Source organism: Paraburkholderia kururiensis JCM 10599 = LMG 19447, assembly GCF_003986935.1.
In the GTDB taxonomy this organism is placed as follows: Bacteria; Pseudomonadota; Gammaproteobacteria; order Burkholderiales; family Burkholderiaceae; genus Paraburkholderia; species Paraburkholderia kururiensis.
This window is the reverse complement of record NZ_RJZE01000003.1, coordinates 250,755-275,402: the sequence shown is the minus strand read 5'-3', so window position 1 is coordinate 275,402 and position 24,648 is coordinate 250,755. Positions and strand designations below refer to the sequence as shown.

The 24,648-nt window shown below is 64.6% G+C and carries 22 protein-coding genes; 10 read left to right on the top strand and 12 right to left on the bottom strand.

The window, feature by feature from the left end; all coding sequences use genetic code 11:
* Positions 1 to 7 precede the first annotated feature (7 nt).
* The gene (locus PKKP23_RS05335) at positions 8 to 1,402 is read left to right on the top strand and encodes a selenium-binding family protein (protein ID WP_126876075.1); all 1,395 of its coding nucleotides are present in this window, start codon (positions 8 to 10) and stop codon (positions 1,400 to 1,402) included.
* A gap of 26 nt (positions 1,403 to 1,428) precedes the next feature.
* Positions 1,429 to 2,061, top strand: a complete 633-nt coding sequence (locus tag PKKP23_RS05330) for a hypothetical protein (protein ID WP_126876074.1) — start codon at positions 1,429 to 1,431, stop codon at positions 2,059 to 2,061.
* 144 nt (positions 2,062 to 2,205) lie between these two features.
* Here the strand turns inward: PKKP23_RS05330 and PKKP23_RS05325 are convergent, their stop codons facing one another.
* The 6 genes from PKKP23_RS05325 to PKKP23_RS05300 are packed head-to-tail and all read right to left on the bottom strand — an operon-like array spanning position 2,206 to position 8,329.
* The gene (locus tag PKKP23_RS05325) at positions 2,206 to 3,336 is read right to left on the bottom strand and encodes an ABC transporter permease (protein ID WP_126876073.1); all 1,131 of its coding nucleotides are present in this window, start codon (positions 3,334 to 3,336) and stop codon (positions 2,206 to 2,208) included.
* 14 nt (positions 3,337 to 3,350) lie between these two features.
* Positions 3,351 to 4,487: an ABC transporter permease gene (locus PKKP23_RS05320; protein WP_126876072.1), complete on the bottom strand. Its 1,137-nt coding sequence runs from the start codon at positions 4,485 to 4,487 to the stop codon at positions 3,351 to 3,353.
* The gene (locus PKKP23_RS05315; RefSeq protein WP_126876071.1) at positions 4,484 to 5,479 is read right to left on the bottom strand and encodes an ABC transporter ATP-binding protein; all 996 of its coding nucleotides are present in this window, start codon (positions 5,477 to 5,479) and stop codon (positions 4,484 to 4,486) included. The genes PKKP23_RS05320 and PKKP23_RS05315 overlap by 4 nt, the downstream gene beginning before the upstream one ends.
* Entirely contained in the window at positions 5,476 to 6,414 is a 939-nt protein-coding gene (locus PKKP23_RS05310; RefSeq protein WP_126876070.1) for an ABC transporter ATP-binding protein, read from the bottom strand. Before PKKP23_RS05310 ends, PKKP23_RS05315 begins: the two co-directional genes overlap by 4 nt.
* Positions 6,411 to 7,415, bottom strand: a complete 1,005-nt coding sequence (locus PKKP23_RS05305; RefSeq protein ID WP_126876069.1) for an HlyD family secretion protein — start codon at positions 7,413 to 7,415, stop codon at positions 6,411 to 6,413. Before PKKP23_RS05305 ends, PKKP23_RS05310 begins: the two co-directional genes overlap by 4 nt.
* Positions 7,416 to 7,459: 44 nt before the next feature.
* Positions 7,460 to 8,329 (bottom strand): LysR family transcriptional regulator, encoded by an 870-nt coding sequence (locus PKKP23_RS05300; protein WP_126876068.1) that lies wholly within the window; start codon positions 8,327 to 8,329, stop codon positions 7,460 to 7,462.
* A gap of 84 nt (positions 8,330 to 8,413) precedes the next feature.
* Here PKKP23_RS05300 and PKKP23_RS05295 point away from each other — a divergent pair, with 84 nt between their 5' ends.
* Positions 8,414 to 9,331 (top strand): DMT family transporter, encoded by a 918-nt coding sequence (locus tag PKKP23_RS05295; protein ID WP_176048873.1) that lies wholly within the window; start codon positions 8,414 to 8,416, stop codon positions 9,329 to 9,331.
* Positions 9,332 to 9,413: 82 nt separating this feature from the next.
* Here PKKP23_RS05295 and PKKP23_RS05290 read toward each other — a convergent pair whose 3' ends face one another.
* On the bottom strand, positions 9,414 to 10,175 hold the full coding sequence (locus PKKP23_RS05290; protein WP_126876067.1) for a GntR family transcriptional regulator: 762 nt from the start codon (positions 10,173 to 10,175) through the stop codon (positions 9,414 to 9,416).
* Positions 10,176 to 10,231: 56 nt separating this feature from the next.
* Between PKKP23_RS05290 and PKKP23_RS05285 the strand changes: the two genes are divergently transcribed.
* The 6 genes from PKKP23_RS05285 to PKKP23_RS05260 all read left to right on the top strand — a co-directional run bounded on the left by PKKP23_RS05285 (position 10,232) and on the right by PKKP23_RS05260 (position 18,004).
* Complete coding sequence (locus PKKP23_RS05285; protein WP_126876066.1) at positions 10,232 to 10,963, top strand: enoyl-CoA hydratase/isomerase family protein; 732 nt, start codon at positions 10,232 to 10,234, stop codon at positions 10,961 to 10,963.
* Between the two features lie 91 nt (positions 10,964 to 11,054).
* The gene (locus PKKP23_RS05280) at positions 11,055 to 12,455 is read left to right on the top strand and encodes an MFS transporter (RefSeq protein ID WP_126876065.1); all 1,401 of its coding nucleotides are present in this window, start codon (positions 11,055 to 11,057) and stop codon (positions 12,453 to 12,455) included.
* Between the two features lie 22 nt (positions 12,456 to 12,477).
* A complete protein-coding gene (locus PKKP23_RS05275; RefSeq protein WP_126876064.1) occupies positions 12,478 to 13,989 on the top strand; it encodes an aldehyde dehydrogenase in 1,512 nt (503 codons plus the stop codon).
* A gap of 229 nt (positions 13,990 to 14,218) precedes the next feature.
* The gene (locus PKKP23_RS05270) at positions 14,219 to 15,919 is read left to right on the top strand and encodes a tannase/feruloyl esterase family alpha/beta hydrolase (RefSeq protein WP_126876063.1); all 1,701 of its coding nucleotides are present in this window, start codon (positions 14,219 to 14,221) and stop codon (positions 15,917 to 15,919) included.
* A 215-nt stretch (positions 15,920 to 16,134) separates the two neighbouring features.
* The gene (locus PKKP23_RS05265) at positions 16,135 to 17,283 is read left to right on the top strand and encodes a porin (protein WP_017773401.1); all 1,149 of its coding nucleotides are present in this window, start codon (positions 16,135 to 16,137) and stop codon (positions 17,281 to 17,283) included.
* 379 nt (positions 17,284 to 17,662) lie between these two features.
* Positions 17,663 to 18,004 (top strand): DHCW motif cupin fold protein, encoded by a 342-nt coding sequence (locus PKKP23_RS05260; protein ID WP_126876062.1) that lies wholly within the window; start codon positions 17,663 to 17,665, stop codon positions 18,002 to 18,004.
* A 14-nt stretch (positions 18,005 to 18,018) separates the two neighbouring features.
* On the opposite strand, the gene PKKP23_RS05255 is transcribed toward PKKP23_RS05260, so the two are convergent.
* From PKKP23_RS05255 to PKKP23_RS05240, 4 genes are all read right to left on the bottom strand, one after another.
* Complete coding sequence (locus tag PKKP23_RS05255; RefSeq protein WP_126876061.1) at positions 18,019 to 19,005, bottom strand: ABC transporter permease; 987 nt, start codon at positions 19,003 to 19,005, stop codon at positions 18,019 to 18,021.
* Positions 19,002 to 19,982, bottom strand: a complete 981-nt coding sequence (locus PKKP23_RS05250; protein ID WP_017773404.1) for an ABC transporter permease — start codon at positions 19,980 to 19,982, stop codon at positions 19,002 to 19,004. The genes PKKP23_RS05255 and PKKP23_RS05250 overlap by 4 nt, the downstream gene beginning before the upstream one ends.
* Positions 19,979 to 21,541 carry a sugar ABC transporter ATP-binding protein gene (locus PKKP23_RS05245; protein ID WP_126876132.1) on the bottom strand — a complete coding sequence of 521 codons (1,563 nt, stop codon included), beginning with the start codon at positions 21,539 to 21,541 and terminating at the stop codon, positions 19,979 to 19,981. The genes PKKP23_RS05250 and PKKP23_RS05245 overlap by 4 nt, the downstream gene beginning before the upstream one ends.
* 112 nt (positions 21,542 to 21,653) lie before the next feature.
* The gene (locus PKKP23_RS05240; protein WP_026121165.1) at positions 21,654 to 22,781 is read right to left on the bottom strand and encodes a sugar ABC transporter substrate-binding protein; all 1,128 of its coding nucleotides are present in this window, start codon (positions 22,779 to 22,781) and stop codon (positions 21,654 to 21,656) included.
* 424 nt (positions 22,782 to 23,205) lie between these two features.
* On the opposite strand from PKKP23_RS05240, the gene PKKP23_RS05235 reads away from it, so the two are divergent.
* On the top strand, positions 23,206 to 23,934 hold the full coding sequence (locus tag PKKP23_RS05235) for a FadR/GntR family transcriptional regulator (RefSeq protein WP_126876060.1): 729 nt from the start codon (positions 23,206 to 23,208) through the stop codon (positions 23,932 to 23,934).
* A 101-nt stretch (positions 23,935 to 24,035) separates the two neighbouring features.
* Here the strand turns inward: PKKP23_RS05235 and PKKP23_RS05230 are convergent, their stop codons facing one another.
* Positions 24,036 to 24,632, bottom strand: a complete 597-nt coding sequence (locus PKKP23_RS05230) for an NADPH-dependent F420 reductase (RefSeq protein WP_126876059.1) — start codon at positions 24,630 to 24,632, stop codon at positions 24,036 to 24,038.
* Positions 24,633 to 24,648: the final 16 nt, after the last annotated feature.

Sequence of the window (24,648 nt, the reverse complement as noted above, 5' to 3'; positions counted from 1 at the left end):
GGCAGACATGGCAACCTGGAAGCCGGACCCGACGTTCTATCCATCCGCCCGCATGGCAGGCGACGCTCCAAAGGAAACACTCGCGTACGTCGCAAGTTTCGATCCCACGCGCACCGTACCCGACACGCTCGACGTGGTCGATCTCGACCCCGGCTCGGCGCAGTTCGCACAGATCGTGCATAGACTGCCCATGCCCAACGTCGGCGACGAACTCCATCACTTCGGCTGGAACGCCTGCAGTTCGTGTCTTTGTCCCAACGCGCCACATCCGCATTCGGAACGGCGTTATCTCGTCGTGCCGGGGCTGCGTTCGTCGCGCATTCATATCGTCGATACGAAGCCCGATCCGCGGCGGCCCCAAATCGTGCGCGTGCATGAACCCGACACCGTTGCGCAACGCGCGGGTTACACGCGGCCGCACACCGTGCATTGCGGCCCAGAGGGCATCTATGTCACCGCGCTCGCGAATGCGAACGGGGACGCGCCGGGCGGCATCTTCCTGATGGACCACGAGAGCTTCGACATCCTGGGGCAGTGGGAAATCGATCGTGGACCGCAACAGCTTGCCTATGACGGCTGGTGGCACCTTGGCTACGACACGCTCGTGTCGAGCGAATGGGGTCTGCCGGCGAGCTTCGAAAACGGTCTTGTTCCCGAGGTGCTGCTCGGCGGCCAGTACGGCCACCGCCTGCATTTCTGGGATCTGCATACGCGGCAGCACAAGCAGGTGCTCGATTTCGGCGCGGAAAACCAGCTTGTGTTCGAACTGCGTCCCGCGCACAACCCCACGCGGCCCTATGGCTTCGTGAACTCCGTCATCAGTTTGAAGGACCTCTCTGCGTCGATCTGGCAGTGGTATCTGGACGGCGATCGCTGGGCGGCGCGCAAGATCATCGAGATTCCCGCCGAGCCGGCCGACCCTGAACGGCTTCCGCCCATGCTCAAGAGCTTTGCGGCCGTGCCGCCCCTCGTCACGGATATCGCCCTTTCGCTCGACGACCGCTTCCTGTATGTCGCGTGCTGGGGCACCGGCGACCTGCGCCAGTACGATGTGTCCGATCCGGAAAATGCGCGCCTCACGGGTAGTGTGCGCGTCGGTGGCATTGTTTCGCGCGCGGCGCATCCGCGTGCGCGGGACCGTGCGCTCAACGGCGGTCCGCAGATGATCGAAGTGAGCCGCGACGGCCGTCGCGTGTACTTCACGAATTCGCTCTACGGCGCGATCGACGAACAGTTCTATCCCGACGGCATCGACGGCTGGATGGTCAAGCTCGACGCGGCAGCCGAAGGCGGCATCGCGTTCGACGAGCGCTTCCTGCTCGAGTGGCCGAAGTCGCACCGGCCGCACCAGATCCGGCTGGAGGGCGGTGACTGTTCGTCCGATTCGTACTGCTACCCCTGAACCGCTGTGAACGTGCCGGGTGCGCGATGAGCGGCCTGTTCGACGCGAACTGGACCATCTGGGCTGCCGTGATCGGCAGCGGGGTCTTTCATGGCGTGAATCCCGCGATGGGGTGGCTCTTCGCGACGGCGCTGGGGCTGCAGCGCGGCAGTCGTCGTGCGTTGCTCATGGCGCTGCCGCCCATCGCACTGGGCCATGCAGCCTCGATCCTGCTGTTCACGAGTTCGGCGGCCGTGCTCGATGCGTGGCTGCCGCTTTCCCGCCTGCACTGGATGCTCGGTGCCGTGCTGATCGGCTGGGCGGCGTGGCAGCAGGTGTACGGCCACCGGCATCGCGTGCGCGTCGGCATGACGGCTGGCTTCGTCGGGCTCGTGGCGTGGTCTTCGCTGATGGCGACACTGCATGGCGCGGGGCTCATGCTGATGCCGGCATTGCTGCCGACATGCGGTGCGCTTCATGGCGTGCTTGATCCGCTCGAAGTTTCGCTGCAATTCACGGTGCTTCATACGCTCGCGACGCTTGGCGCGACCGCGCTTATCGCGCTCGCCGCCTACGAGTATCTCGGGCTCGAGCTATTGCGTCGTGGCTGGATCAACTTCGACTGGCTCTGGCGTGGTGCGCTCGTGGCGGCCGGTACGTTCGTGATCGCGGCAGGCTGAAGCCACTCGCGGACGAAGTGCTGACGCCTCGGCAGAAACCTGACCCGCGTTCATGCCAGTGCCCGGGTCCGCACGTGCGTTGTGTTCGATTGTTCACGGCAACGGCGAAGGGCAAGCGCGAAGGGCCACGCGCCAAGCGCGAATTCAATCGAGCGATTTACTGAAACGCAGCACGCTGAACGTCAGCATCACGACGCCGAGTGCGGCCATGGCCGCGAACTGCGGCCAGAGCACGCCCATTCCCGCGCCTTTGAGGAACACGGCGCGCAGCACGACGAGGAAATAACGCAGCGGATTGAGAAACGTCAGCCATTGAAGCACCGGCGGCATGGCCGAGATCGGAAACGCGAATCCCGAGAGGATGAACAGCGGATTGACGAAAAAGAAGTTCAACGCGAACGCTTGCTGCTGCGTGCGCGAGAACGTCGACATGAGCAGGCCCATGCCGAGCACGGCAAACAGAAACAGCACGACACCTACCAGCATGACGAGCCAGCTGCCCACGAAGGGCACGTCGAACCAGGCAATGCCGAGCGTGGTCACGATCGCCACGTCGGCGAGCCCGATCAGGAACGCCGGCACCGTCTTGCCGAGAATGAATTCGACGGGCCGGATGGGGCTCACCATGATCTGCTCGAGCGTGCCCACCTCGCGTTCGCGTACGACCGCAAATGCGGTCAAGGTCATGACCTGCAGCAGCGTGAGCGTGGCAACCACGCCGGGAATGAAGAACCAGCGGTCCTCCAGCCCTTCGTTGAACCAGGGGCGCGCGACGAGCGCGACGGAAACCGATGGCTGTGCCGCGCCCGCGGACGTCGGCCAGGCCGCGCGCTGTGAGTCGGCTTGAAACGCGGCCACGATCTGGCTGGCGTAGCCAAGGGCAATGAGGGCGGTGTTCGAGTTTGTCCCGTCTACGAGGATTTGCAGCGGCGCGCGTTGCCCATCCAGCAGATGCTGCCCGAAGCCCGCCTGCATGACGAGTGCGAGATCGGCGCGGCCGCCGTCGAGGTCGTGCGTGATGTCCTTCTGCGTGTGGGCGACGTCGACAATGTCGAAGCGGCCTGTGGCGACGAAGCGGGAAGTGAGGTCGCGGCTCGCCTCGCTGCCGTCGAGATCGAGCACGGCCGTCGCGACGTGGTTGACCGTAAACGTTGCCGCATAGCCGTAGACGATCACCTGCACGATCAGCGGCACAACGATCCGGAAGAGCGCCCAGCGGTCGCGCTTCAGTTCCAGGAACTCCTTGACGAGCATCGCGGTGATGCGTTCGAACATGGTGTCGCCCCGCTTCAGTCCAGATGCTTGCGAAACGCGCGCACGCTGAACCAGCCGATCATGAAGGCATACAACGTGAGCGCCGCGAGCGGCGCGGCGAGTTCGGCCAGCGTGCTGCCCTTCAGGAACACGGCGCGCAGAATCGCCACGTAGTAGCGCGCATAGACGATATAGGTCACGGCGCGAACCGGGGCCGGCATCTGCTCGATGGCGAACGTGTAGCCCGACAGCATCGTGGTGGGCAGCATCGTCAGCAGCAGCGCCACCTGACTTGCGCCAAGCTGACTGCGAATGCGCACCGAGACCAGATAACCGATGCCGAGCACGACGAGCGTAAAGAGCGCGGTGGTGGTGGCGAGCGTGAGCAGGCTGCCGCGAAACGGCACGTGAAACCAGAAGACGGCGCCCACGAGACAGAAGACGGCATCGACGAACCCGACGGCGAAGTACGGCATGAGCTTGCCCACCAGCACTTCGAGCGGCGTGACGGGCGTGGAGATGAGTTGCTCCATCGTGCCGCGTTCCCACTCGCGCGCAATGGTGAGCGAGGTGAGCTGCGCGCCCACCAGCGCGAGGATGACGGCCACCACGCCGGGAATGATGAAGTTGCGGCTGTCGAGCCCCTCGTTGTACCAAACGCGCGATTCGAGATCGACCGTGCCGACCGTCGACGTTCGCAGCCCGTGGTCCGATGCCCAGCGCGCAGCGAAGGCCGTCGTGATCTGCGCCACCACACCCTGCGCGTAACCCGTGGCGATGTTGGTCGTGTTGGTGTCCGTCGCATCGAAGACGGTTTGCACGGGCGCGACGCCGGTCGTGGTCAGCGTGCGCGTGAAGTCCACGGGAATCGTCACGGCGCCGCTGCATTGGCCGCGATCGATCGCCTCGCGCACGGCGCGCTCGCTGTCGAGCGTATGAACCGCCGAGAACCAGCCGGACGACACGAAACGTTCAACGAGCTCGCGGCTCGTCTGCGTGCGCGCTTCGTCGTGCACGCAAAGCGGCACGTGGCGGATGTCGAGACTCACGCCGTAGCCGAGCAGCAGCATCTGCATGAACGGCATCAAGAGCGCAATGGCGAGGCTGCGCGGATCGCGCCATATCTGCAGCGTCTCCTTGAAGGCGATGGCGAAGAGGCGGCGCGGCCTCATGACGCCTCCTGCTGCGCGGGGCGTTCCACGAGCCGCACGAATACGTCTTCGAGGCTCGGCCGGATCGCTCGCGGCGCCGATGCGGCGATGCCGGCCGCCGCCAGCCGCGCCGGCAGGCCGGCGGCGAGGGCCGCAGCCGGTGCGCCGGGCGTGTCGCAGACGAGCACGTGCAGTTTGTCGCCGAAGATCGCTGCGTCGAGCACGCCGGGCGTCGCGCGCAGCGCCTGCACGGCTTCGCCCAGCGAAGCGGCGGCCAGCTCGAAAAGCGTGCCGCCGAGTGCTTTCTCCCGCAACGCGCCCGGGCTGCCGACCGTCGCGAGCCGCCCCGCGTCGATGAGGGCGATGCGATTGCAGTATTCGGCCTCGTCCATGTAGTGCGTGGATACGAGCACAGCGACCCCGTCCGCCGCAAACCGGTGGATGAGATTCCAGAACTGCCGGCGAGCCTGCGGTTCGACACCCGAAGTCGGTTCGTCGAGGAAAAGCACCGGCGGCCGGTGAAGGATCGCGCAACCGAGCGCGAGCCGCTGGCGCCAGCCGCCTGCGAGCGTGCGCACGAGCATGTCTTCGCGGCCCACGATGCCGGCCATCTCGATCGCAAAGCGCAGGCGCTCGTCGAGCACTGCCCGCGGCACGCGATAGATGCCGGCGAAGAAGCGCAGATTTTCGCGGCAGGTCAGGTCGGCGTAGAGCGAGAACTTCTGCGACATATAGCCGATGTGGGCGCGCACGGATTCGGGGTCGCGGCCCACGTCGAAGCCCGCCACCCAGGCGTTGCCGCCGCTCGGGGTCAGCAGGCCGCAGAGCATGCGGATCGTCGTTGACTTGCCGGCGCCGTTCGGGCCAACGAATCCGACTACTTCGCCTTTCGCGATCGAAAGATCGAGCGCGTCCACGGCGGTGAATTTGCCGAAGCGTTTCGTGAGCCCACGCGCGAGCACGATGGGCGGTGCGGCGCCCGCGGGTGCGGCCTCGGCCTCGGGCGCCGTCATGCCGTGTCTCCCACGAGCGCGACGAACACGTCTTCTATGCCGGGCTCGACCGCTTCGACCGGCGCGTGCGACAGTCCGCACGCGGCAAGCCGCGCTTCGAGTTCCGGCGCGCGCCGTGCGCCGTCATCCACGCGCACGTGAATCCGGTCGCCCATCAGCAGCACGCCCAGCACACCTGGCGTGCCCTCGATCTGCGCCTCCAGCGCACGTGGATCGTCGCCCGCAATGGAAAGCAGCGCGCCGGCCATGGTCTGCTTCAGGCGTTCGGGCGTATCGCAACGGCGCACCTCCCCGGCATGGAGCAACGCGAGCCGCGAGCAGCGCTGGGCTTCGTCCATGTAGGCGGTGGACATCACGATCGTCACGCCTTCCTCGCGCAGCCGGTAGAGGATGGCCCAGAAGTCGCGTCGCGAGACCGGGTCCACGCCTGTCGTGGGCTCGTCAAGCAGCACGACGGCCGGACGGTGCACGAGGGCGCAGATCAGCCCGAGTTTCTGCTTCATGCCGCCCGAAAGCTGACCCGCCAGCCGCCGCCTGAACGGGCCGAGACCGGCGGCGTGAAGCAGTTCGTCCACGCGCGGCCGGTATTCGGCGCGCGGCACCTCGAACAGTTCGCCGTAAAAGAAGATGTTCTCGTTGACCGTCAGGTCTTCGTAAAGACCGAAACGCTGCGGCATGTAGCTCAGCACGGTCTTTGCGCGCTCGGGGTCGGCAGCGACGTCGATGCCTTCGACCACCACGCGGCCCGCGTCGGGTCGCAGCACGCCAGCCAGCATGCGCATCAGCGTGGTCTTGCCGGCGCCGTCGGGACCGACGAGCCCAAAGACTTCGCCGCGCTCCACCTGCAACGAAACGCCTCGCACGGCTTCGTTCGCATCGAAGCGCCGCACCAGGTTTTCCACCACGATGGCGGGCGTGCCTGCCGGCGTGCTCATTGTCCGCTCGCGCGCGTGGGAATCGTCGCGTCGGCCGGCATGCCGGGCAGCAACTCGTGCGTCGGGTTGTCGATGTCGATGCGAATGCGATAGACGAGCGTGACGCGTTGCGCGTGCGTTTCCACCGTCTTCGGCGTGAACTCGGCTTGCGGCGAGATGAAGCTGATGCGGCCGCGATAGTCTCTCGCCGGGTAGGCGTCGGTACGGACGGTGACCGCCTCGCCCAGCCGAATCTTGCCGATGTCGGGCTCGTTCACGTACGCGCGCAGCCACACGTGGTCGAGTTCATCGAGCGTGACGACGGCCACGCCGGGGCCCGCAAGCTGGCCCAGTTCGGCTTCGCGCACCGCGATGACGCCGTCGAACGGCGCGCGCAATTCCGTGTAGGCAAGCGTCGTTTCGTCGAGTTTGAGCCGTGCCTGCGCGGCCTCCACATTGGCGAGCGCAAGCGCGACGTTATTGCGCGCGGCGGCGACGAGCGCTTCGTCGTGGGCGAGCGTGGCGGCCGACTGCCTGAACGCCGTCAGCGCCAGGTCGCGGGCCTGCTGCGACACGGCAGCGTGACCGGCGAGCGTCTCGGCGCGCTCGTAGTCGTGCTTCTTCTCGGCGAGGTCGAACCGGTCGCTCGACACGCTTTGCTGGGCGGCCTCCAGCGTGCTGCGGTTGGCGGCCACTTGCGCCGTCTGCACGTCGAGGTTGGCGCGATCGATTTCCACCTGGCGCCGGTAGAGATGATCGTCCACGCGCGCAAGCACGGTGCCGCGAGGCACCCGTGCGCCCTCGTCGAACGGGAGGAAAACGATGGGCGCCTGCACCTGCGTGACGCTCAGAACGCTCTCGTGTGCCTCGACATTGCCCGACACCACGATTTGGGAAGGCGCGTTGCCGCGCCCGAACAACGCGGGCCAACGCAACAGCGCATAGCCGCCCGCCGCCAATGCGGCCGCGGCAAGTGCGAGGGCCAGCAAGCCCCACCGTCCGGTTCGTCGTTCGTTCGCCATGCCGCCAATGTACGGAGCGTCCGCTGGCGACCGTTTGATACGTATCAAGCCGAAGCCGACTGGCGTAGCGTCTTGACCAGCAAGCCGTGCAGGGTGTCCACGGCTTTCGAGCCGCGCGAATCGCGGCTTCGGTAGACGGCCACCTCCATCGGTTCGAGCGGCCCCAAACCCTCGTCGGGGCCAAGAATGCGCAGATGCTCGGGCGCGCTACATTGCGTCAGCGCCGCCACAGCCAACCCGCTTTCGACTGCCGCGATCTGCCCGGCAAGACTGGAACTGTTGTAGACCACCTTGTAGCGCCGCCCTTGCTGCGCCAGTGAATGGATCGCACTGCGTCGGGCGAGACTCTCGCTCTCGTAGACGGCGATGGGAATCGGATCGCGTCGCCACAACTCGAACTGCGCTGCGCCAACCCAGACCATCGGCTCGTGAAACAGGAGCGTGCCGCGCCGCGCGTGATCGCGCGACACCAGCGCGATGTCCAGTTCACCGTTCGCCACGCGTGGAATGAGCGATGTCGATTGCTCGCAGATCAGTTCGATTTCGACGCCGCTATGCCGCGGCGCGAACCGTTTGAGCACCGGTGTCAGGTATTTCGCGGCATAGTCGTCGGGCACGCCGAGCCGTACGCGGCCGGTAAGCTGCTCGCCTTTCAGCGCAATCTGGGCTTGTGCGTGCAGGTCCAGGATTCGGCGGGCGTAGCCGAGCAGTGTCTGGCCGTCGGGCGTGAGTTCGAGCGAGCGTGGGCCGCGCTCGACGAGCCGCAGCCCCAGCGCGCTTTCAAGCTTCTTGAGCTGCATGCTCACCGCCGACTGTGACCGATGCACCTCGCCTGCCGCACTCGACAGCGATCTTGCATCGACCACGGCGACGAAGCATCTCAGCCAGTCTGTCTGTACGTCGCGCTGTTTCATGGTTTCCGCCGCTTTCGAATTTCGAATGGATAGGCTTCGAATTATGCGCTTTTCGTTCGAGTGAAGGAAATCCACACTGGGCGCATGAATACGAACCCGCACCTTCGCGACGCGCCCGCCGGCCTGGCCGCGGCCGGCCCTTCCACCGGCGTATGGCCGTTTGTTCTCGGTTGCGCGCTGCTCGGCACGATCGGCATCTTTGTGAAGGAAGCGCACGCCGATCCGCTGACGGCAACGTGGTTTCGCTGTGCGCTCGGCCTGATCGGTCTCACGCTCTGGGTGGCGTTGCGTCGCCAGACGCGATTCTTGCGACTGACGCGAACCACCGGCCCGTGGGTGCTTACCGCCGGCTCCCTGATGGTCTTGAGCTGGGCATTGTTCTTTACCGCCATCGCGCGAATGCCGACCGGGGTCGCCATCGTGCTCTTTCACGTTCAGCCGATGTGGGTGCTGGTGCTGGGCGCCCTGTGCCTGAAGGAATCGATCGGCAGGCGGCGCATTGGCGCGGTCTCGCTGGCGATGTCTGGCCTCGTGCTGGCGACGGGAATGGCCGAACGTCCGGCAGCGGGCGACGTTGGGCAAGGTTACTGGCTCGGTGTCGTGCTGTGCCTCGTCGGGGCGTTCTGCATGGCATGCGTCACGATCATCGCGAAGCGTCTGCGCAACCTGCCTGCGGGCATCCTCGCGTGGTGGCAGTGCGCGATCGGCACGCTGACAGTGTGGATCTGGCCGGCGCAGCACGGCTGGCCTGCGCTGGGCACGTCGTGGCTGTGGCTTGCCGGACTCGGCACCATTCACACCGGTCTGGCCTACACGTTGATATACAGCGGCATGGCGCGCCTGAACACCAGCCGCATCGCGTTGTTCCAGTTCGTGTATCCGGCGGTCGCGATCCTGATCGACCGCCTATTTCTCGGTCAGCATTTGAGCTACCTGCAACTGACCGGCATCGCCGTCATGTCGATCGCAATCTGGTTTGCTGAACGTACGCCCCGACGGTAGCGGCAACGCGCTGTTTCACGCCGGGCTTCATGACGCAGGCAGGGTGCGTGAACGTGGCGCCTGCCTGCCTCTGTCTCTCTGTCTATTTCCCGGCATTTTTCAGTACATCGACTGCGGCGGCGCACGCGCCCTGCAGCTGTTCCCGCATCAGTTGCTGCACGTCTTTCGTGCCGTTGACGATGGCATCGCGAATTCGTACGGCCTGTTCGAACGACGCGCGCATGCGTCCGCCTCGCGCCATCGCGATGCGGCGCAGTCGACGCACGGGGCCGATGAGCGACGCATGGCTCTGCTGCAACGTGCGGTTGTCGGCAATCGTCATGACGATCGTATAAAAGCGGTCCAATGCATCGACATAGGCTGCCACGTCGTTCGCATCGACGCTTGTCCGCATCGCCTCGATCACGTCGTCCAGTTGCGCAGTACCGAGCGCAGTCATGCGCTCGGATGCGAGCTGCACCGCGAGACATTCGAGCGCGGCACGCACCGTATAGATCTCTTCCACGTCGCGCAGTGTGACTGACCGCACGTAGGCGCCCACCCGCGGCAGGATGGTCACCAGCCCTTCGCGCTCGAGTTGCGCGAACGCCTCACGCATGGGCGTGCGACTGACGTTCAGCTGTTTCGCGACCTGGACCTCGGACAAACGGCTACCCGGCGCGAGCACGCCCTCCACGATCGCCTCGCGCAACGCGGGCACGACGACGCCGTCGCTCAACGAATCGCCCGTGGAGTCCAGCGTGCGCAGTTGCGCGTGGTATCGCGTGGCGATCGATTCCAGGCTGGGCGCCTCGCGCGTTTGGGTCGTCGTGGCCTTTGAGGAAGCAGTTTTTGCGGCGGGCATTGACACCTCGAAATTCTATGAATACGCTGTATACAGATTATACAACAGGAGACGACATGGATCGCAGTCCATTGCAGGCCCCCGTTCTGATCGAACATACCGGCGACACGCTCACCTTCACGCTGAACCGCCCGGAGGCCGGCAACGAGGTGTCGGGCGCGATGTTCGACGCGATGTCGGACGCGTTGCGCAGCGAAGCCGTGCAGCCGCGAGCACGCGTGCTGCGCATCCGCGCGAATGGCGACGTGTTTTGCGCAGGCCGTGAACGCGCGGGGCGGGACGCCGTCTCGATTCGCGCCGAAGTTGCGCGTCTGATCGAACTCAAGCGGCTCGTGCGCAGCACGTCGTTGATCTCGATTGCACAGGTGCAGGGCGATGCGTTCGGCTTCGGCTTCGGGCTCGCGATTCTGTGCGACTTCACGCTCGTCGCGTCGTCGGCGCGGATTGCGTTCCCGGAGATGCGGGCAGGTCTGCCGCCCGCCGCGATCATGGCGTATCTGGGCGGCTACGCGTTGCCCAAAGCCGTGTTCCCGATGGTCCTGTTCGGCGACGTCATTGCGCCGGAAGCAGCCTTGCAGGCCGGGCTCGTCACGCGCGTATGCGAGCGTGCGAGCCTGCACGCCGAAGCGGACGCGCTTGCCGCACGCATTCTCTCGCTCGACGAAGCCGGCGCGAAGCAGTGCAAGGCGTTCTTTCTCGCGGCGCAGGAAGGCAGCGTGGAACAGAACTTCCGCGCCGCGACCGACATGCTGACCGTCAACGCATTGCGATTGATGCAGGCCCGCTGAGCGTTGCCGTGCTTCGCTAGCTCGATACAACACGACGTGCGCGCCGATAAGCGTTGAACGCTACGCACCGCCGCGTCGACAGGAGACAGACATGAACGTCAACGCAGGGCCCAGGCTCGACCGCTTGCCGATGTCGGGATTTCACCGGCGCATCATGTGGTTGATCGGCATTGGCATGTTTTTCGATGGTTTCGATATCTACGTCGCATCGACGGTGCTCGGTGCGACGCTGAAATCGGGCTTCTCCACGCTTGGGCAGAACGCGCTGTTCGTGTCGCTGACTTTTCTCGGCATGATGCTCGGCTCGCTCGGCACCGGTTTTCTCGGCGACCGCTTCGGCCGCCGCTTCACGTATCAGGCGAATCTGGCCGTGTTCGGTCTGGCATCGCTCGGCGCCGCACTCGCGCCGAACATGAGCGTGCTGATTGCGTGCCGGTTCGTCATGGGACTCGGCCTCGGCGCGGAAAACGTGGTCGGCTACTCGACGCTGACTGAATTCGTGCCGCCGCAAAAGCGCGGCAGGCTGCAAGGGTTAATGGCGGTTTTCGTGGTCTCGGGTTTGCCTGTCGCGGGATTGATCGGACTGCTGCTGATCCCGTCGTTCGGCTGGCGAGCGATGTTCGTGCTCGGTGGCGTGGGTGCACTCGGCGTCTGGTATGCGCGCAAGTCGTTGCCGGAGTCGCCGCGCTGGCTCGATTCCGTCGGACGGCATGAGGAAGCCGACGCGATTCTGAGCCGGATCGAAACCGAAGTCACGGCTGCGCGAGGCGGCAAGCCGCTGCCTGCGCCCGCGTCCACGAAACCCGGCGCGGCGGCGCCGCAGGCGCTGTCGTTCGGTTCGCTGTTCAGCGGCGCGATGCTGCAACGGATGATCGTCGGCTGCGTGACGCTCGTCGTCATCAACACGCTGCTGTATGGGTTCGTGACCTGGCTGCCCACGTTCTTCGTGCATCAGGGCTTCAGCATTGCGAAGTCGTTCGGGTTTGCGCTCGTGATGTCGCTGGGCGCGCCTATCGGTTCCGCCATCGGCGCGCTCACGGCCGACGTGTGGGGACGCAAGCGGACCATCATTGGCTCGTCGTTTGCTGCGATCGTGTTCGGTGCGATGTATCCGTTCATCTCGAGCCCCGTGATTCTGCCTGTCGTCGGACTGCTGCTGACCGTTCCCATCTACGTGCTGGTCGCGCTGCTGTTCGCCGTGTATGTGCCCGAACTCTTTCCGACCGAAGTGCGGCTGCGCGCCTCCGGCGTCTGCAACACGCTGGGACGCGGCGCCACCATCGTCACGCCTTTCATCGTGGTATCGCTTTTCGCGCAATACGGCATCGTCGGCGTGCTCGCGATGATGATCGGCTTGCTCGCCGTGCAGATCGTCGTGGTTGCATGGCTGGGCGTCGAGCCGTCGGGACAGCGACTCGAAGACCTTCAGCCGGAAGACACGCTTGCGCGCGACGCGCTTCATGCCGATGCGCACGCCTCGCCTCTCAAGTAGATGAACTGACAGGAATAACGCAATGGACACAACCAACACACAGCACTACGACGCACCGTTGTTGATCGATGGCGAATGGACCGATGCTGAAGAAGGCCGCACGCTCGATATTCTGAATCCGGCGACGGGCGAAGTGATTGGCGCACTCGCATCGGCTTCGGCCAGCGATGTGGATCGCGCGGTGCAAGCGGGACATCGCGCATTCGAAGGCGGGGCGTGGCGCGATATGTCGATCCAGCAACGCGCACGCATCATGAATCGCTTCGCCGATCTGTTCGAAGCGGATCTCGAACAGTTCTACAAGCTGGAAACGCTGAACAACGGCCGCCCCATTTCGGAGACGCGCGCGCAAATTTCGCGGCTGCCACAGTTCTACCGCTACTTCGCGGCGCTTGCGCTCACGCGCCGCAGCGACGTGATTCCGATTGAAGGGCCTTACCTCTGCTACACGCAGCGCGTGCCGCTCGGCGTGGTCGCGTTGATGACGTCGTTCAATCATCCGTTGATGATTCTTTCGAAGAGCCTCGCGCCTGCGCTCGCAACGGGCAACAGCGTGGTCATCAAGGCATCGGAACAGACGCCGCTCACCACCGTGCGGCTCGTGAAACTGCTGCAGGAAGCGGGCGTGCCCAGAGGCGTCGTCAACGTCGTGAACGGAGAAGGGCGCGAAGCGGGCGCGGCACTCGCGCGGCATCCGCTAATCCGCAAGGTCGTATTCACGGGCGGCACCGAGGTGGGCCGCTCGATCGGCGAGGCCGCCGCGCGCAATTTCGCGCTGACTACGCTGGAACTGGGCGGCAAGGGCGCGGTGATCCTGTTCGACGACTTCGATATGGAGCGTGCGGTGAATGGCGCGGCGTTCGCCGCTTTCATCGGGGCCGGGCAAACCTGCGTGTGCGGCGCGCGCATCCTCGTGCAGAAGTCGATGTATGCGGCGTTCCTCGAACGTTTCCGCGCGAAGGCCGAGCGTATTCGCGTGGGCGACCCGACCGATGCAAAGACTCAGCTTGGCCCTGTGATTTCCGATCGCTCGCGGCAGCGCATTCTCGCCATGCTCGAACGCGCGCAGGCGGCGGGTGCGAAAGTGCTGACAGGCGCACGCGTGCCGCCTGCATTGAAGTCGGGCTACTTTCTCGAACCGACCGTGATCTACGACGCTGATCCGCATTCGGAGATCGGCCAGGACGAAGTGTTCGGACCCGTGACGGTCGTCATGCCGTTCGAAGACGAAGCGGACGCCATCCGCATTGCCAACGGCACGCAGTTTGGCCTCGCCGCTTCCATCTGGACGCAGGACGTTGCGCGCGCGCATCGGGTGGCGGGCAAGCTGGAATTCGGCATGGTGTGGGTGAACGACCATCATCGTCTGGACCCGGCTTCGCCTTGGGGAGGATTCAAGAACAGCGGGGTAGGGCGCGAAACGGGCATCGAGTCGTTCGATCAGTTCAGCGAACCACGTGCAGTCACCATCAACACGACGGGCAAGACGGTCGACTGGTACGCGGACGACGGCGAACTCAAGCGGCTGAACTAGGCAGCCAACCTGATTGAAGTCGAGCCGGCGGGAAGCATTGAGCGCGCCATATGTGCCGCCGGTGACGGTGTTCTGCGGGGACACCAGCTTGTCCGTTAATGACCTTACATCGCGTCTCTTGCCTCACTAATATCAGTGATCAGTGAGGCAAGAGACGGGTGCCTGACGAAATGCGCCAGAAGACGCGAGCGAATCGCGCGATGCAAAGGTCGGTCATAACGGAGACATCATGAAACCAGCTCACCCCCGCAGGTTCAACGTTGCACGCGCGATCATCCTCCTCACCACTTCGGCAGCGTGCGCATCCGGCCTCGCCGCGACGTTGCCTGCCGCACACGTGGCCGCATGCGAGCGCCTCCAGGGCTTTATCGTGCCCGCTTCGGAGATCGCATTGCCCACATCAGGCGCGATCGTCACCGCGGCGAAGCCGATTGCTGCGAGCGGGAGCGGGGCCAGCGCGCTACCCGACTACTGCGCGATTACGGGCAAGATTGCCCCCGTCGACAGATCGGCACCCGACATCCAGTTCAAGGCCGCGCTACCCGCGCAATGGAACGATAAAGTCGTCATGTTCGGCGGCGGAGGTTTCGACGGCACCATTCCGGATGTGACGGGCAATGTACCGAATGGGCCAGTCGACAAACCCGTACCGCTTGGCCGCGGCTATGCGACGTTCGCGAGCGACTCCGGCCACCAGGCTAACGCGCTCGCCTCTCAGGACGGGCGCTTCGGGCTCAACGACGAGGCGGTAAGGAACTTTGGCGGAGACGCGTTGAAGAAAACGCACGACGCTGTGCTCGCCATCATCGAGGCCCGCTATGCGCACTTGCCACGCAAGGCGTATTTCGCCGGCGGCTCGACAGGCGGACGCGAAGCCGTCACCGCGATCCAGCGCTGGCCGTCCGATTGGGACGGCGCCATTGCCTGGTATCCGGCATGGGACGATGCGGCAGCGCTGCTCGGCGGTCACCGCATGAACCGTGCGCTCGCGAGGCCTGACGCCTATCTTTCGGTCGGAAAACGGAAAGCCGTGTATGACGCGGCGATGCAGGCCTGCGACGCACTCGACGGCGTGGTAGATGGCCTGATCAGCGATCAGCGGCAATGCAATGCGCGATTCGATCCGTCCACGGCCACGTTGAACGGCGCGCCGTTGCGCTGCGCGAAGGGCGCGGACACCGGGGACAGTTGCCTCTCGGACGCACAGATTGAAGCGTTGAAGACGATCAATACGTCATCGCACTTTCGCTTCCGGCTGGCGAGTGGCGAGACGCAGTATCCGGGTTACAACGTGTGGGGTGCCGATCTGGGTATCACGAGCCGCACCTCGCCGGTGGAGCCCATCGTCACGTTCCTCGCGTTCGGCACTTCCCAGCCGGCGAGTCCGATGCCCTCGACGGCACCGTACATCAGCGTCCTGACCGACCAGTGGATCAAGTACTCGGTCACGCGCGACCCCAACTTCGATTCCCTGTCGCTCGATCCGGAGCAGCCGGGTGTCTGGGCCAACCGCATCAGCGACCTGAGTTCGCAACTCGATGCCAGCACCGACATCTCTGCGTTTAAGGCACGCGGCGGGAAACTGCTGCTCGTTCACGGCCTGGTCGATGTTCTGGTCAGCACGCGCGCGACGGAACAATACTATCGGCGGCTGCAAGCACAGTTCGGCGTGGATCAGGTCAATTCGTTCGTGCGGTTCTATGAAATTCCCGGCATGGGGCATGCCGCAAGCAGCACCTTCAACGCGACATGGGATTCGTTGTCGGCGCTCGAGCAGTGGCGCGAGCAAGGACGGGCGCCGGTCGGCCAGGTGACTACGGACACCGCTGGCGTCCCAGGACGTACGAGGCCGCTATGCGATTACCCGAAATGGCCTCGCTACGAAGGTGGCGACGTGAATCGGGCAGCTTCTTTCAGGTGCGTGGAATGAGTGAGGGCAAGCATGGGTGCTATCCGTTTCCTGGCCCGGTAAATAGCCCGGATTTTAGAGAGCACCTTTTCACTGAGAGGGACTAAAAGCAGAAAATCGGCTCATTACACTCCCCCCGGTCGCATCGCTGGGAAACCTCGACGCGGCACGCGCGACACATATACGCAGCGCGCACGCGCTGCGACCGGAAAACGAACGGCTTGGGGGAAATCGTAATGAACAAGCGTTGGGGGATCGTCGTGCCGGCGGCCATGCTTGCTGCCGCCGCGCATGCGCAAAGCAGCGTGACGCTGTACGGCAAGATTGAAGACGGCATCAACTACACGAGCAATGCACGCGGCCACGGCACCGTGCAACTGCAAAGCGGCTACGATTACGGCAGCCGCTGGGGCATCAAAGGCGCCGAGGATCTGGGCGGAGGTTACCAGACGATTTTCGCCCTCGAGAGCGGCTTCGACGTCAACAACGGAAAGATGAGCCAGGGCGGTCGGGAGTTCGGCCGCCAGGCGTTCATTGGCATCGCGTCCGATCGTTACGGTACGTTCACGATCGGACGCCAGTACGATCCGAGCGTCGACATCTTCTCCCCGCTCACCGCAAACGGGAACTGGACCGGCTATCTGTTCGCGCATCCGTATGACAACGACAACACCGACTACTCGTTCCGCGTGAACAACTCGGTGAAGTACGTTTCGCCGGTGTGGCACGGCGTGACCGCAGAGGCCATGTACGCATTCAGCAACCAGGCGGGCGGCTTCGCGAACAACCGCCTGTATAGCGCGGCGCTGCAATACCAGCAGGGTGGGCTGACCGTAGGCGCGTCGTATGTGAAGATCAACAACGCACGCAATGCCGGTTCCACTGGCGCGATTACCGGCGACAACACGTTCGACGCGTCGTCGCAGCAGAACATTGGTATCGGCGTGAATTACGCGTTCGCGAATGCCCTCATCGGCTTCGCGTATTCGCATGTCGACGTCTACGATCCTACGGCGAATGCGTACTTCACCGGAACGACGCAACCGGCTGGCGGCACATGGAAAGCGTGGAAATTCGACAACTTCGAGGTGAACGGGCTCTATCACCTCACGCCTGCGTTTTACGTGGGTGCGGCGTACACGTACACGCAGGCGCGCGTGTCTTCTACAGTTGGTGCGTTCAATCCCAAGTGGCACCAACTGAGTACGAAGTTCAATTACGACATGTCGAAACGCACGTCGGTGTTCCTGGAAGGCGTGTATCAGCATGCAATAAACGCGCACACCGGAACCGACTTTGACTACGCGTACGTTCCGGGCGGGGCGGATATCTCATCGGGCCCGAATCAGTACGTCGTGCGTCTCGCGCTGCTGCATCACTTCTAATCCCCACGAACGTTCGCGGATGCCGCATGGCTCCGCGAACGATGCGCGTGCGACGACGGCCCGTACCGCTGCGCGGCTGGACGGCGGCGCGAGTCTGTTCTGCAAACTGCGTAGCCGTTGCGATAGTGGGCGGCCGAAATTGCTCTCGCCGCCGAGCGCGGCGAAGCCTGTTACAAGCCATACCGGAATAGCCAGTTGCCTTCCGTGCCAGGCAGCATCAGCCCAAACTACCTCTGTTTCTCAACGGGAAAATTCTCGCGACCCGGGCAATGCGGCTCTGCGGGCTATATCGTGTCCAGTTGAGGACACTCGCAAGCGAGACCATTCGAACATCCCCCGCTGCGCGGACGCAAAGGGAACTCATAAAGGAAGAGACAGAATGAAAATGGACGCATTCGCCTTCGGCACGACCCACTGGGCAGAGGTTGAAAGAACGGAGCACCGCGGCGAAACCGGCATGGCTTATTGGTGCACCCGGTTTTTTGGTGAGGCGCCGAATCAAATCCGCGTGCGGATGGTCGAATACACGCCCGGTTACCTCGCCGATCACTGGTGCCAGAAAGGCCATATTCTTTTTTGCCTGGAAGGCGAACTGGAAACGACGCTTGAAGACGGGCGCAAGTTCGTTTTGACGGCCGGCATGAGCTACCAGGTGGGCGACAACGCGGAGCCGCACCAGTCCTACACCAGGACCGGTGCGAAGCTGTTCATTGTCGACTGAGAACAGGTCGCGACCTAGCGCTCCCGCTTGCTTCGCCCGTAAAGCAGCAGCATGGCGGCGATCACCACGCCGTAGATGATCTGCCGCCCCGCCTCCGGCATTTGCGCAACGGAGAGAATCGACTGCAGCAGCGTGATCAGGATCGCGCCGGCCACGGTGCCGAGGTACGAACCCCGGCCGCCCAGGATCGACGTGCCGCCCAGCACGACTGCCGCAATCGCCGGCAGCAGGTAGGCGTCGCCCATCGACTGCGCCGCCTTCGATGCGTAACCGGCAAGCAGCACGCCGCCGAACGCGGCGAACGCGCTGCACACCGCGAACGCGGCCACGGTCACGAGCCGCGTGTTGATACCCGAGAGATACGCCGCGCGCTCGGTGTTGCCGATCGCATACAGCGTGCGGCCGAACGTCGTGCGCGACAGCAGGAATATCGTGGCGCCGCCGATCACCACCCAGAGTGCGACCGCGTTCGGCACGCCCGGCACGAGCCAGCCCGCCGCGAGCCAGCGCATCACTTCCGGCGCGGAGTCCTGCGGCGACGACCCGCCGGTGTAGACGATCATGATGCCCTGCGCGACGGCGTTGGTCGCGAGCGTCGCGATCATCGAGGGAATGCGCAGCAGCGCGACGAGAATGCCGTTGACTACGCCGATCAGCACGCCGCAGCCGATTCCTGCCGGAATGGCGAGCACGCGCCCCAGTTCGCCATGCCCCGCGACGGCGCACGCCATCATTGCGCCGACGGTGATGGTCCACGGCAGCGAGAGGTCGATGTGACCGAGCAGGATCACCATCATCAGACCGGTCGCGATGATGCCGAGGAACGCGCCCACCTTCAATTGCAGCAGGATGTATTCGGGCGACGTGAAGCTGCGCGAGAACATGCCGCCCACGAGCAACAGCGCGACGATGCACGCGAACGAGATGAGGATCGGCTTGTCGACCCTGCGCGTGAGTTTCGACACCAGCGTGGCCCGGCTGCTTGCGGAAACGTCGGTCATTGGAACCACTCCAGACGATTGCGCACCCTGAACAGCCCGCATGCCCCGATCGCGACGGCGAGCAACAGGATCACGCCCTGGAACAGCGGTTGCCACAGAGCATCGACATTGAATACGAACAGCAGGTCGCCGATCGAGCGGAACGCGAACGCGCCGAAGATCGCGCCGATCGCGCTGCCCTTGCCGCCGAGCAGCGACACGCCGCCGATCACCACGGCGGCGATCGAGAACAGCGTGTACGAGTTGGCACTGCCAAGGCTTGCTTCGCCGGTGTCCGTGAAGAAGGTGAGGAAGAGTCCGCCGATCGCGGCGAGCAGGCCAGCAAGCGTATAGCTCGCGAATTTCGCGCGGCGAATCGGCATGCCGGAGAGGAAAGCCGCGGCTTCGGACGAGCCGGTCGCATACGCTGCACGTCCGATGGTCGAGCGTTTGAAAGGAATCCAGATGATGACCACCGCGGCGAGCAGAATCAGCAGGCTCGCCGGCATCACGGCGGCTACCTTGCCGGTCAGTGCGTCGCCGAGATCGTCGTTGATCGTGCCGCCTGGAACCGGGCGCAGCAGCAGCGCGAAGCCGTAGTACAGCGCGCCCGTCGCGATGGTCGTGACGATGGGCTGCAGCCGGCCGAAGATGATGATCACGCCGTTGAGCGCGCCGCACAGCGCGCCGGCCGCAAGCACGCCGGCAATGCCGAGCGCGCTGTGCAACGCGTCGCCCACGACGAGCCACGAGCCGATGCAGTTCGTCAGCACCAGAATCATGCCCACGGAAAGATCGATGCCGGCCGTCAGTACCACGAGCGCCTGGGCCATCGAAACGAGCGCGAGCAGCACGGCCTTGTTCGCCGCCGTCTGGAACACGTTCGCCGAAAGCGCGGACGGATAGTTGAACAGATAGATCGCGAACATCAGCACGAACAGGCCGAACGCGAAGCTCGTGCCGCGATTTTCCGCATACCAGTAACGCAGACCGCTCATGATGCAACTCCCGTGGAAGGCGAGAGCTGCCCGACCGGCAGGTCGAGCGCGCTCGCGATCAGGTTCTGCTCGGTGATCTCCGGCCCGACGAGTTCTTTCTTGATGCGGCCTTCGTACAGCACGAGCACGCGGTCGCAGCAGCCGATCAGCTCGTCGTAGTCGGTCGAATAGAACAGGATGGCCGCGCCTTCGTCGGCAAGGCGCCGCAGCAGTTGATAGATTTCCTGCTTGGTGCCGACGTCGATGCCGCGCGTGGGGTCGCTCAGCAGCAGGATGCGCGGCTTGCGCGCGAGCCACTTGGCGATCACCACTTTCTGCTGGTTGCCGCCTGAGAGCGACCCCACGGCCGCGTCGACGCTTGCCGATTTGATGGCGAGCAGCGTGGTCATCTGGTCGACCAGCGCCTGCTGGCGCTCGCGGTCGATCACGCCCGCGATGGACATGCGGTCGAGCGCGGCGAACGACAGATTTTCGCGCACCGACATGGGCAGCATCAGGCCTTCGGTCTTGCGGTCTTCGGGAATCAGCGCCATGCCGATGCCTTTCGCGCGCGCGGCCATCGGGCTGCCGATCGACACGGCCTTGCCGTCGATCTCGATCGTGCCGGCGCAACCGCGCAACACGCCGAACAGCGCGAGCAGCAGTTCGCGCTGGCCTTGTCCGTCGAGGCCGCCCAGACCCAGAATTTCGCCGCGCGTGAGCGAGAAGCTGATGCCTCGCAGCGTGTCGCTCCACGAGAGGTCGCGGCAGGCCAGCACCGGGGCCGCGGTTTGGCGCTGTCCAGGCTCCGCTGGTTCGTCGGCGGCTTCACCGCCAGCGTGATTCGCAGGTTTGGCCGGGAAAGCATGCTGATACGTCCTGCCGATCATCATTTCGACAACCTCGTTGTCGGTGCGCGTGCCGGCTTCGAAGCTCATCACGTGACGACCGTTGCGATAGACCGTGCATTCGTCCGCGAGCGCCTTCACCTCGTGCATGCGGTGCGAGATGAAGAGCAGCGCGAGCCCTTCGTCACGCAGGCGTTTGAGCACTTCGATCACGCGCGCCACGTCGGCGGCGGTCAGCGCCGACGTGGCCTCGTCGAGAATCAGGATGCGCGGTTCGTGCGCGAGCCCTTTCGCGAGTTCGACCATCTGCTGGCGCGAGAGCGGCAGGTCGCGCACTTTGGCGAGCGGGTTGATGTCCGGCGCGCCGGCACGCGCGAGCGCGGCCTCGGCCTGGCGACGTTGAGCCTTGCGGTCGATCATGCCGAAGCGGCGCGGCGGGTTCGACGCGAAGATGTTGTCCGCCACGCTCAGGTCGGGGATCAGCGAAAGCTCCTGATACACGCAGACGATGCCGGCCGCGTTCGCCTCGGCAGGCGAGCCGAACGCGACTTCGCGGCCGTCGAGCCGCATGGTGCCTTCGTCCGGCTGCACGACGCCGGACATCACCTTCAGCAGCGTGGACTTGCCCGCGCCGTTCTCGCCGAGAATCGCGTGGATGCGTCCGCGACGCACGGCGAGTTGCGCATGGTCCAGCGCAACGGCGCCGCCGTAGCTCTTCGACACGCCCGACATCTGAAAGAGCAACTGCTCGGGCTGCTCCGATTGTTCCTGTCGTTCCAGTCGCTCCCGCTGCTGCGCATCCTGCGGCATGCTGCGTCTCCCGTCATGTCGTGGGCCAACCGGATTACTGGTTGCCCTGGCTCTGCTTCATGATTTCCTGCGCGGAGAAATTGATGCCGCACGTGGGAAACGAATTGCCGACAAAGAAGTTGTCGGACTCGTTCGGGAAATAGTTGACGCCCGCCTTGAGCTTCGAGTCGTCGGTCACGTCGAGCGGCAGCTTGATCGCCACGGGAATGGTCTGGCCATCGAGCGCGGCGAGCGCCGTCTTGATCGCCACCGCGACCTGCGCGGGACCGCTGCCGGCGGACGTGCACTTCAGCCCCTGGGCGCCGTATTGCGCGCAGAACTTGCGAAAGCCGTTTTCCGTTTCGCCGCCGAACGGCACGAACGGATGCTTCGCGTCGATCATCGCGCGCACGACGCCCGTGTCGCCGCCTTGCGCCGAAATGCCGTCGAAATGGCCCTGCACGGCAATCGCGTCGGCGGTGGCTTTCTGCGCGACGCCGTCGTCCCATTTGCCGTAGACCTGCACCACGTTCCACTTCTTGCCGGTGGCGTCGAGCGTTTTCTGGAAGCCGTTGTGCCGGTCGGTATCCACTGAGGTGCCCGCCACGCCGCGCACTTCGAGCACCTTGCCGCCGTTCGGCAGGTGCCCGGCGAGCCACTTCGCCCACAGCACGCCGAGGCCGTACTGATCGACGTCCACGTTGATCGCGTCTTCGCTGTCGAGCGTGTTGTCGAAGGCGACCAGCACGACGCCCGCCTTCTTCGCACGGCGGATCGCCGGGCCGAACGACGCGGGATTCTGCGCGTCCACAATGATCGCGTCGTAGCCGGCGTCGATGAAGTTATTGACCGCCGAGATCTGCGCGGGCACGTCCTCGCCGGTCGACACCACCTTGAATTCCTTGAGCTTGGAGGCGACGGCCGGTTGCGCTGTATAGGCCTTCGCCGTCTTGATCATCTGGATACGCCAGGTGTTCGCGATATAACCGTTCACCAGCGCGACCCGGTAGGGCCCGTTCTTCTTCGGATACTTGACGAACTTCGTGTCGCTCTTCCAGGGGACCATGCAGGTGGGGTCGCTGGACGGCCCGGACACGATGGATGCCTGCGCGAAAGACGCGCCTGCGTACAGCGCCAATGCCGCGGTCGCTGCCGCGCGTAGCACGTGGATTCCTGAAAGCATGTTGTCTCCAGTTTGTTGGATTGAACCTGTTGACCGGTTGCGGGCGCACGGCTTGCCCGGATGGCCGGGACGGTGTGCGTGATGCAGGGAATCTTGCGGAAGTGCTACAGCGGGACCGGATCGGATGCACCGAACCGGCGAAAAGGATTCTTCAAAGGCGTTCCCTCGAAGCGACTAGAAGGGCCTGCGCAAACGCCTCCCCATCTGACACAACGGATTGTCACTGGCATACCAATCCAGGCGCGATAGTGGTTTACCACGGCGCCCGGCGCCTCCTTTCGGGCCACTGCCGGCGCGGTGATGCCATGCCTTGCGGATCGCCGCCGCGCGGGCTGACGGACTCGGCGTGCCGCGGGAAGTGGTATACCATTTTGACGAACTTGTGCTGCCGGCCTGGCGGCACCCATGACTACGGGAAGACTGGATGGCCGATGTTTCGCAAACGCCAAACGGCCGCGTCGCCGATGCGGAAGCGGCCGACCGTTCGTACGTCGGGCTGGCGAGCCAGATCTACGATCTGATCGTGGCCGGCGACGTGGGGCCGCGCGCGCGTCTGCCTTCTGAGCGCACGCTGGCCGAGCGCTTCGGCGTGAGCCGCACGCAGGTGCGCGAAGCGATCATCGCGCTGGAAGTGCAGGGCGTGGTCGAGGTGCGCGTGGGCTCGGGCATCTATGTGGCCGAGGCGGCGCAAGCGCGATCGATCGGGTTCGAACTGCCGCGCGGATCGGGTCCCATAGAGACGCTGCGAGCACGCGCGGTGATCGAAAGCGAAATCGCGGCGCTCGCCGCCACCGAGCGCAGGGATGCCGATCTGGACCGGCTCTTCGCCGCCATGCGGGCAATGCGCGAGAACATGGACGACAAGGCCGCGAACGAGGCTGCGGATCGCGAGTTCCATCTCGCGATTGCGCGGGCAACAGGCAACGGCATGCTGCAAGGCGTGGTGACGGCGATGTGGGACAACTCGCGCGCAGACCCTCTGTGGCAAAAGATCGAGGAGCATTTCCATACGCCTGCGCTGCGCGCGGCTTCGCAGGACGACCATCAGCGTATTTTTTCGGCCATTCTGGCGCGCGATGCGACCGGCGCGCGCACGGCGATGCAGGCCCATCTTGCGCGTGTGATCGAAGAGTTTACGCAGGCGTGGCGGTAGACGGTGTCTTGCGGGTGGGGCGAGTGCCGCCGTTGCCGTTGTTGGGGGCATCGAATCCCGTCACGACCGCCGGCGGCGCCAGGCGTCGACGCCTCTCTTCATCAGTCGAACTTGATCAGGTCCTTGAAGATCAGGTGACCCCAGCTCTCTCCGCGCGCGTGTACAAGCAGTCCACCTTCCGACAGCCCGCCAAGCTTGACCGGCGCGAAGCCCAGGTCTTCCGCGAGCGCGCCAACCTCCGCTGCGGCGCCGTCGTCATCGCTCGCGAGGAACACGACTCGCCTGCCACCGTGTACGGCCGGATCCTGGGAAAGGACAGAGGCGCCCAGATGGTTGAAGCCCTTCACGAGCCTGGCTCCGTTGAACGCTTTCGCGACGAAAGCTGAGGACGGAAGACCGTCCAGTTCTTCCGGCGGCGCGAACGTGTTCATCGCGTCGATGATGGTCTTTTCTTTCCAGCTGGGCAGCGCCTTCGCGACCTCCGGGTGCGATTCGAAACGGATTGCCAGAAAGATGACGTCCGCCTTGACGGCTTGCGCCAGGGTTTGGGGAATGATCGTAGGTCCGATGGCTGCTGCATCGGACGCAAAACTTGCCGGGTCGCGCGTGGTTGCAACGGATACTTCGATGCCCTTGCGGGCGAACGCTCTGGCCAGTGCGTGGCCGATCTTGCCGAAGCCAACGATTGCATAACTCATCTGTTTCTCCTTCGTT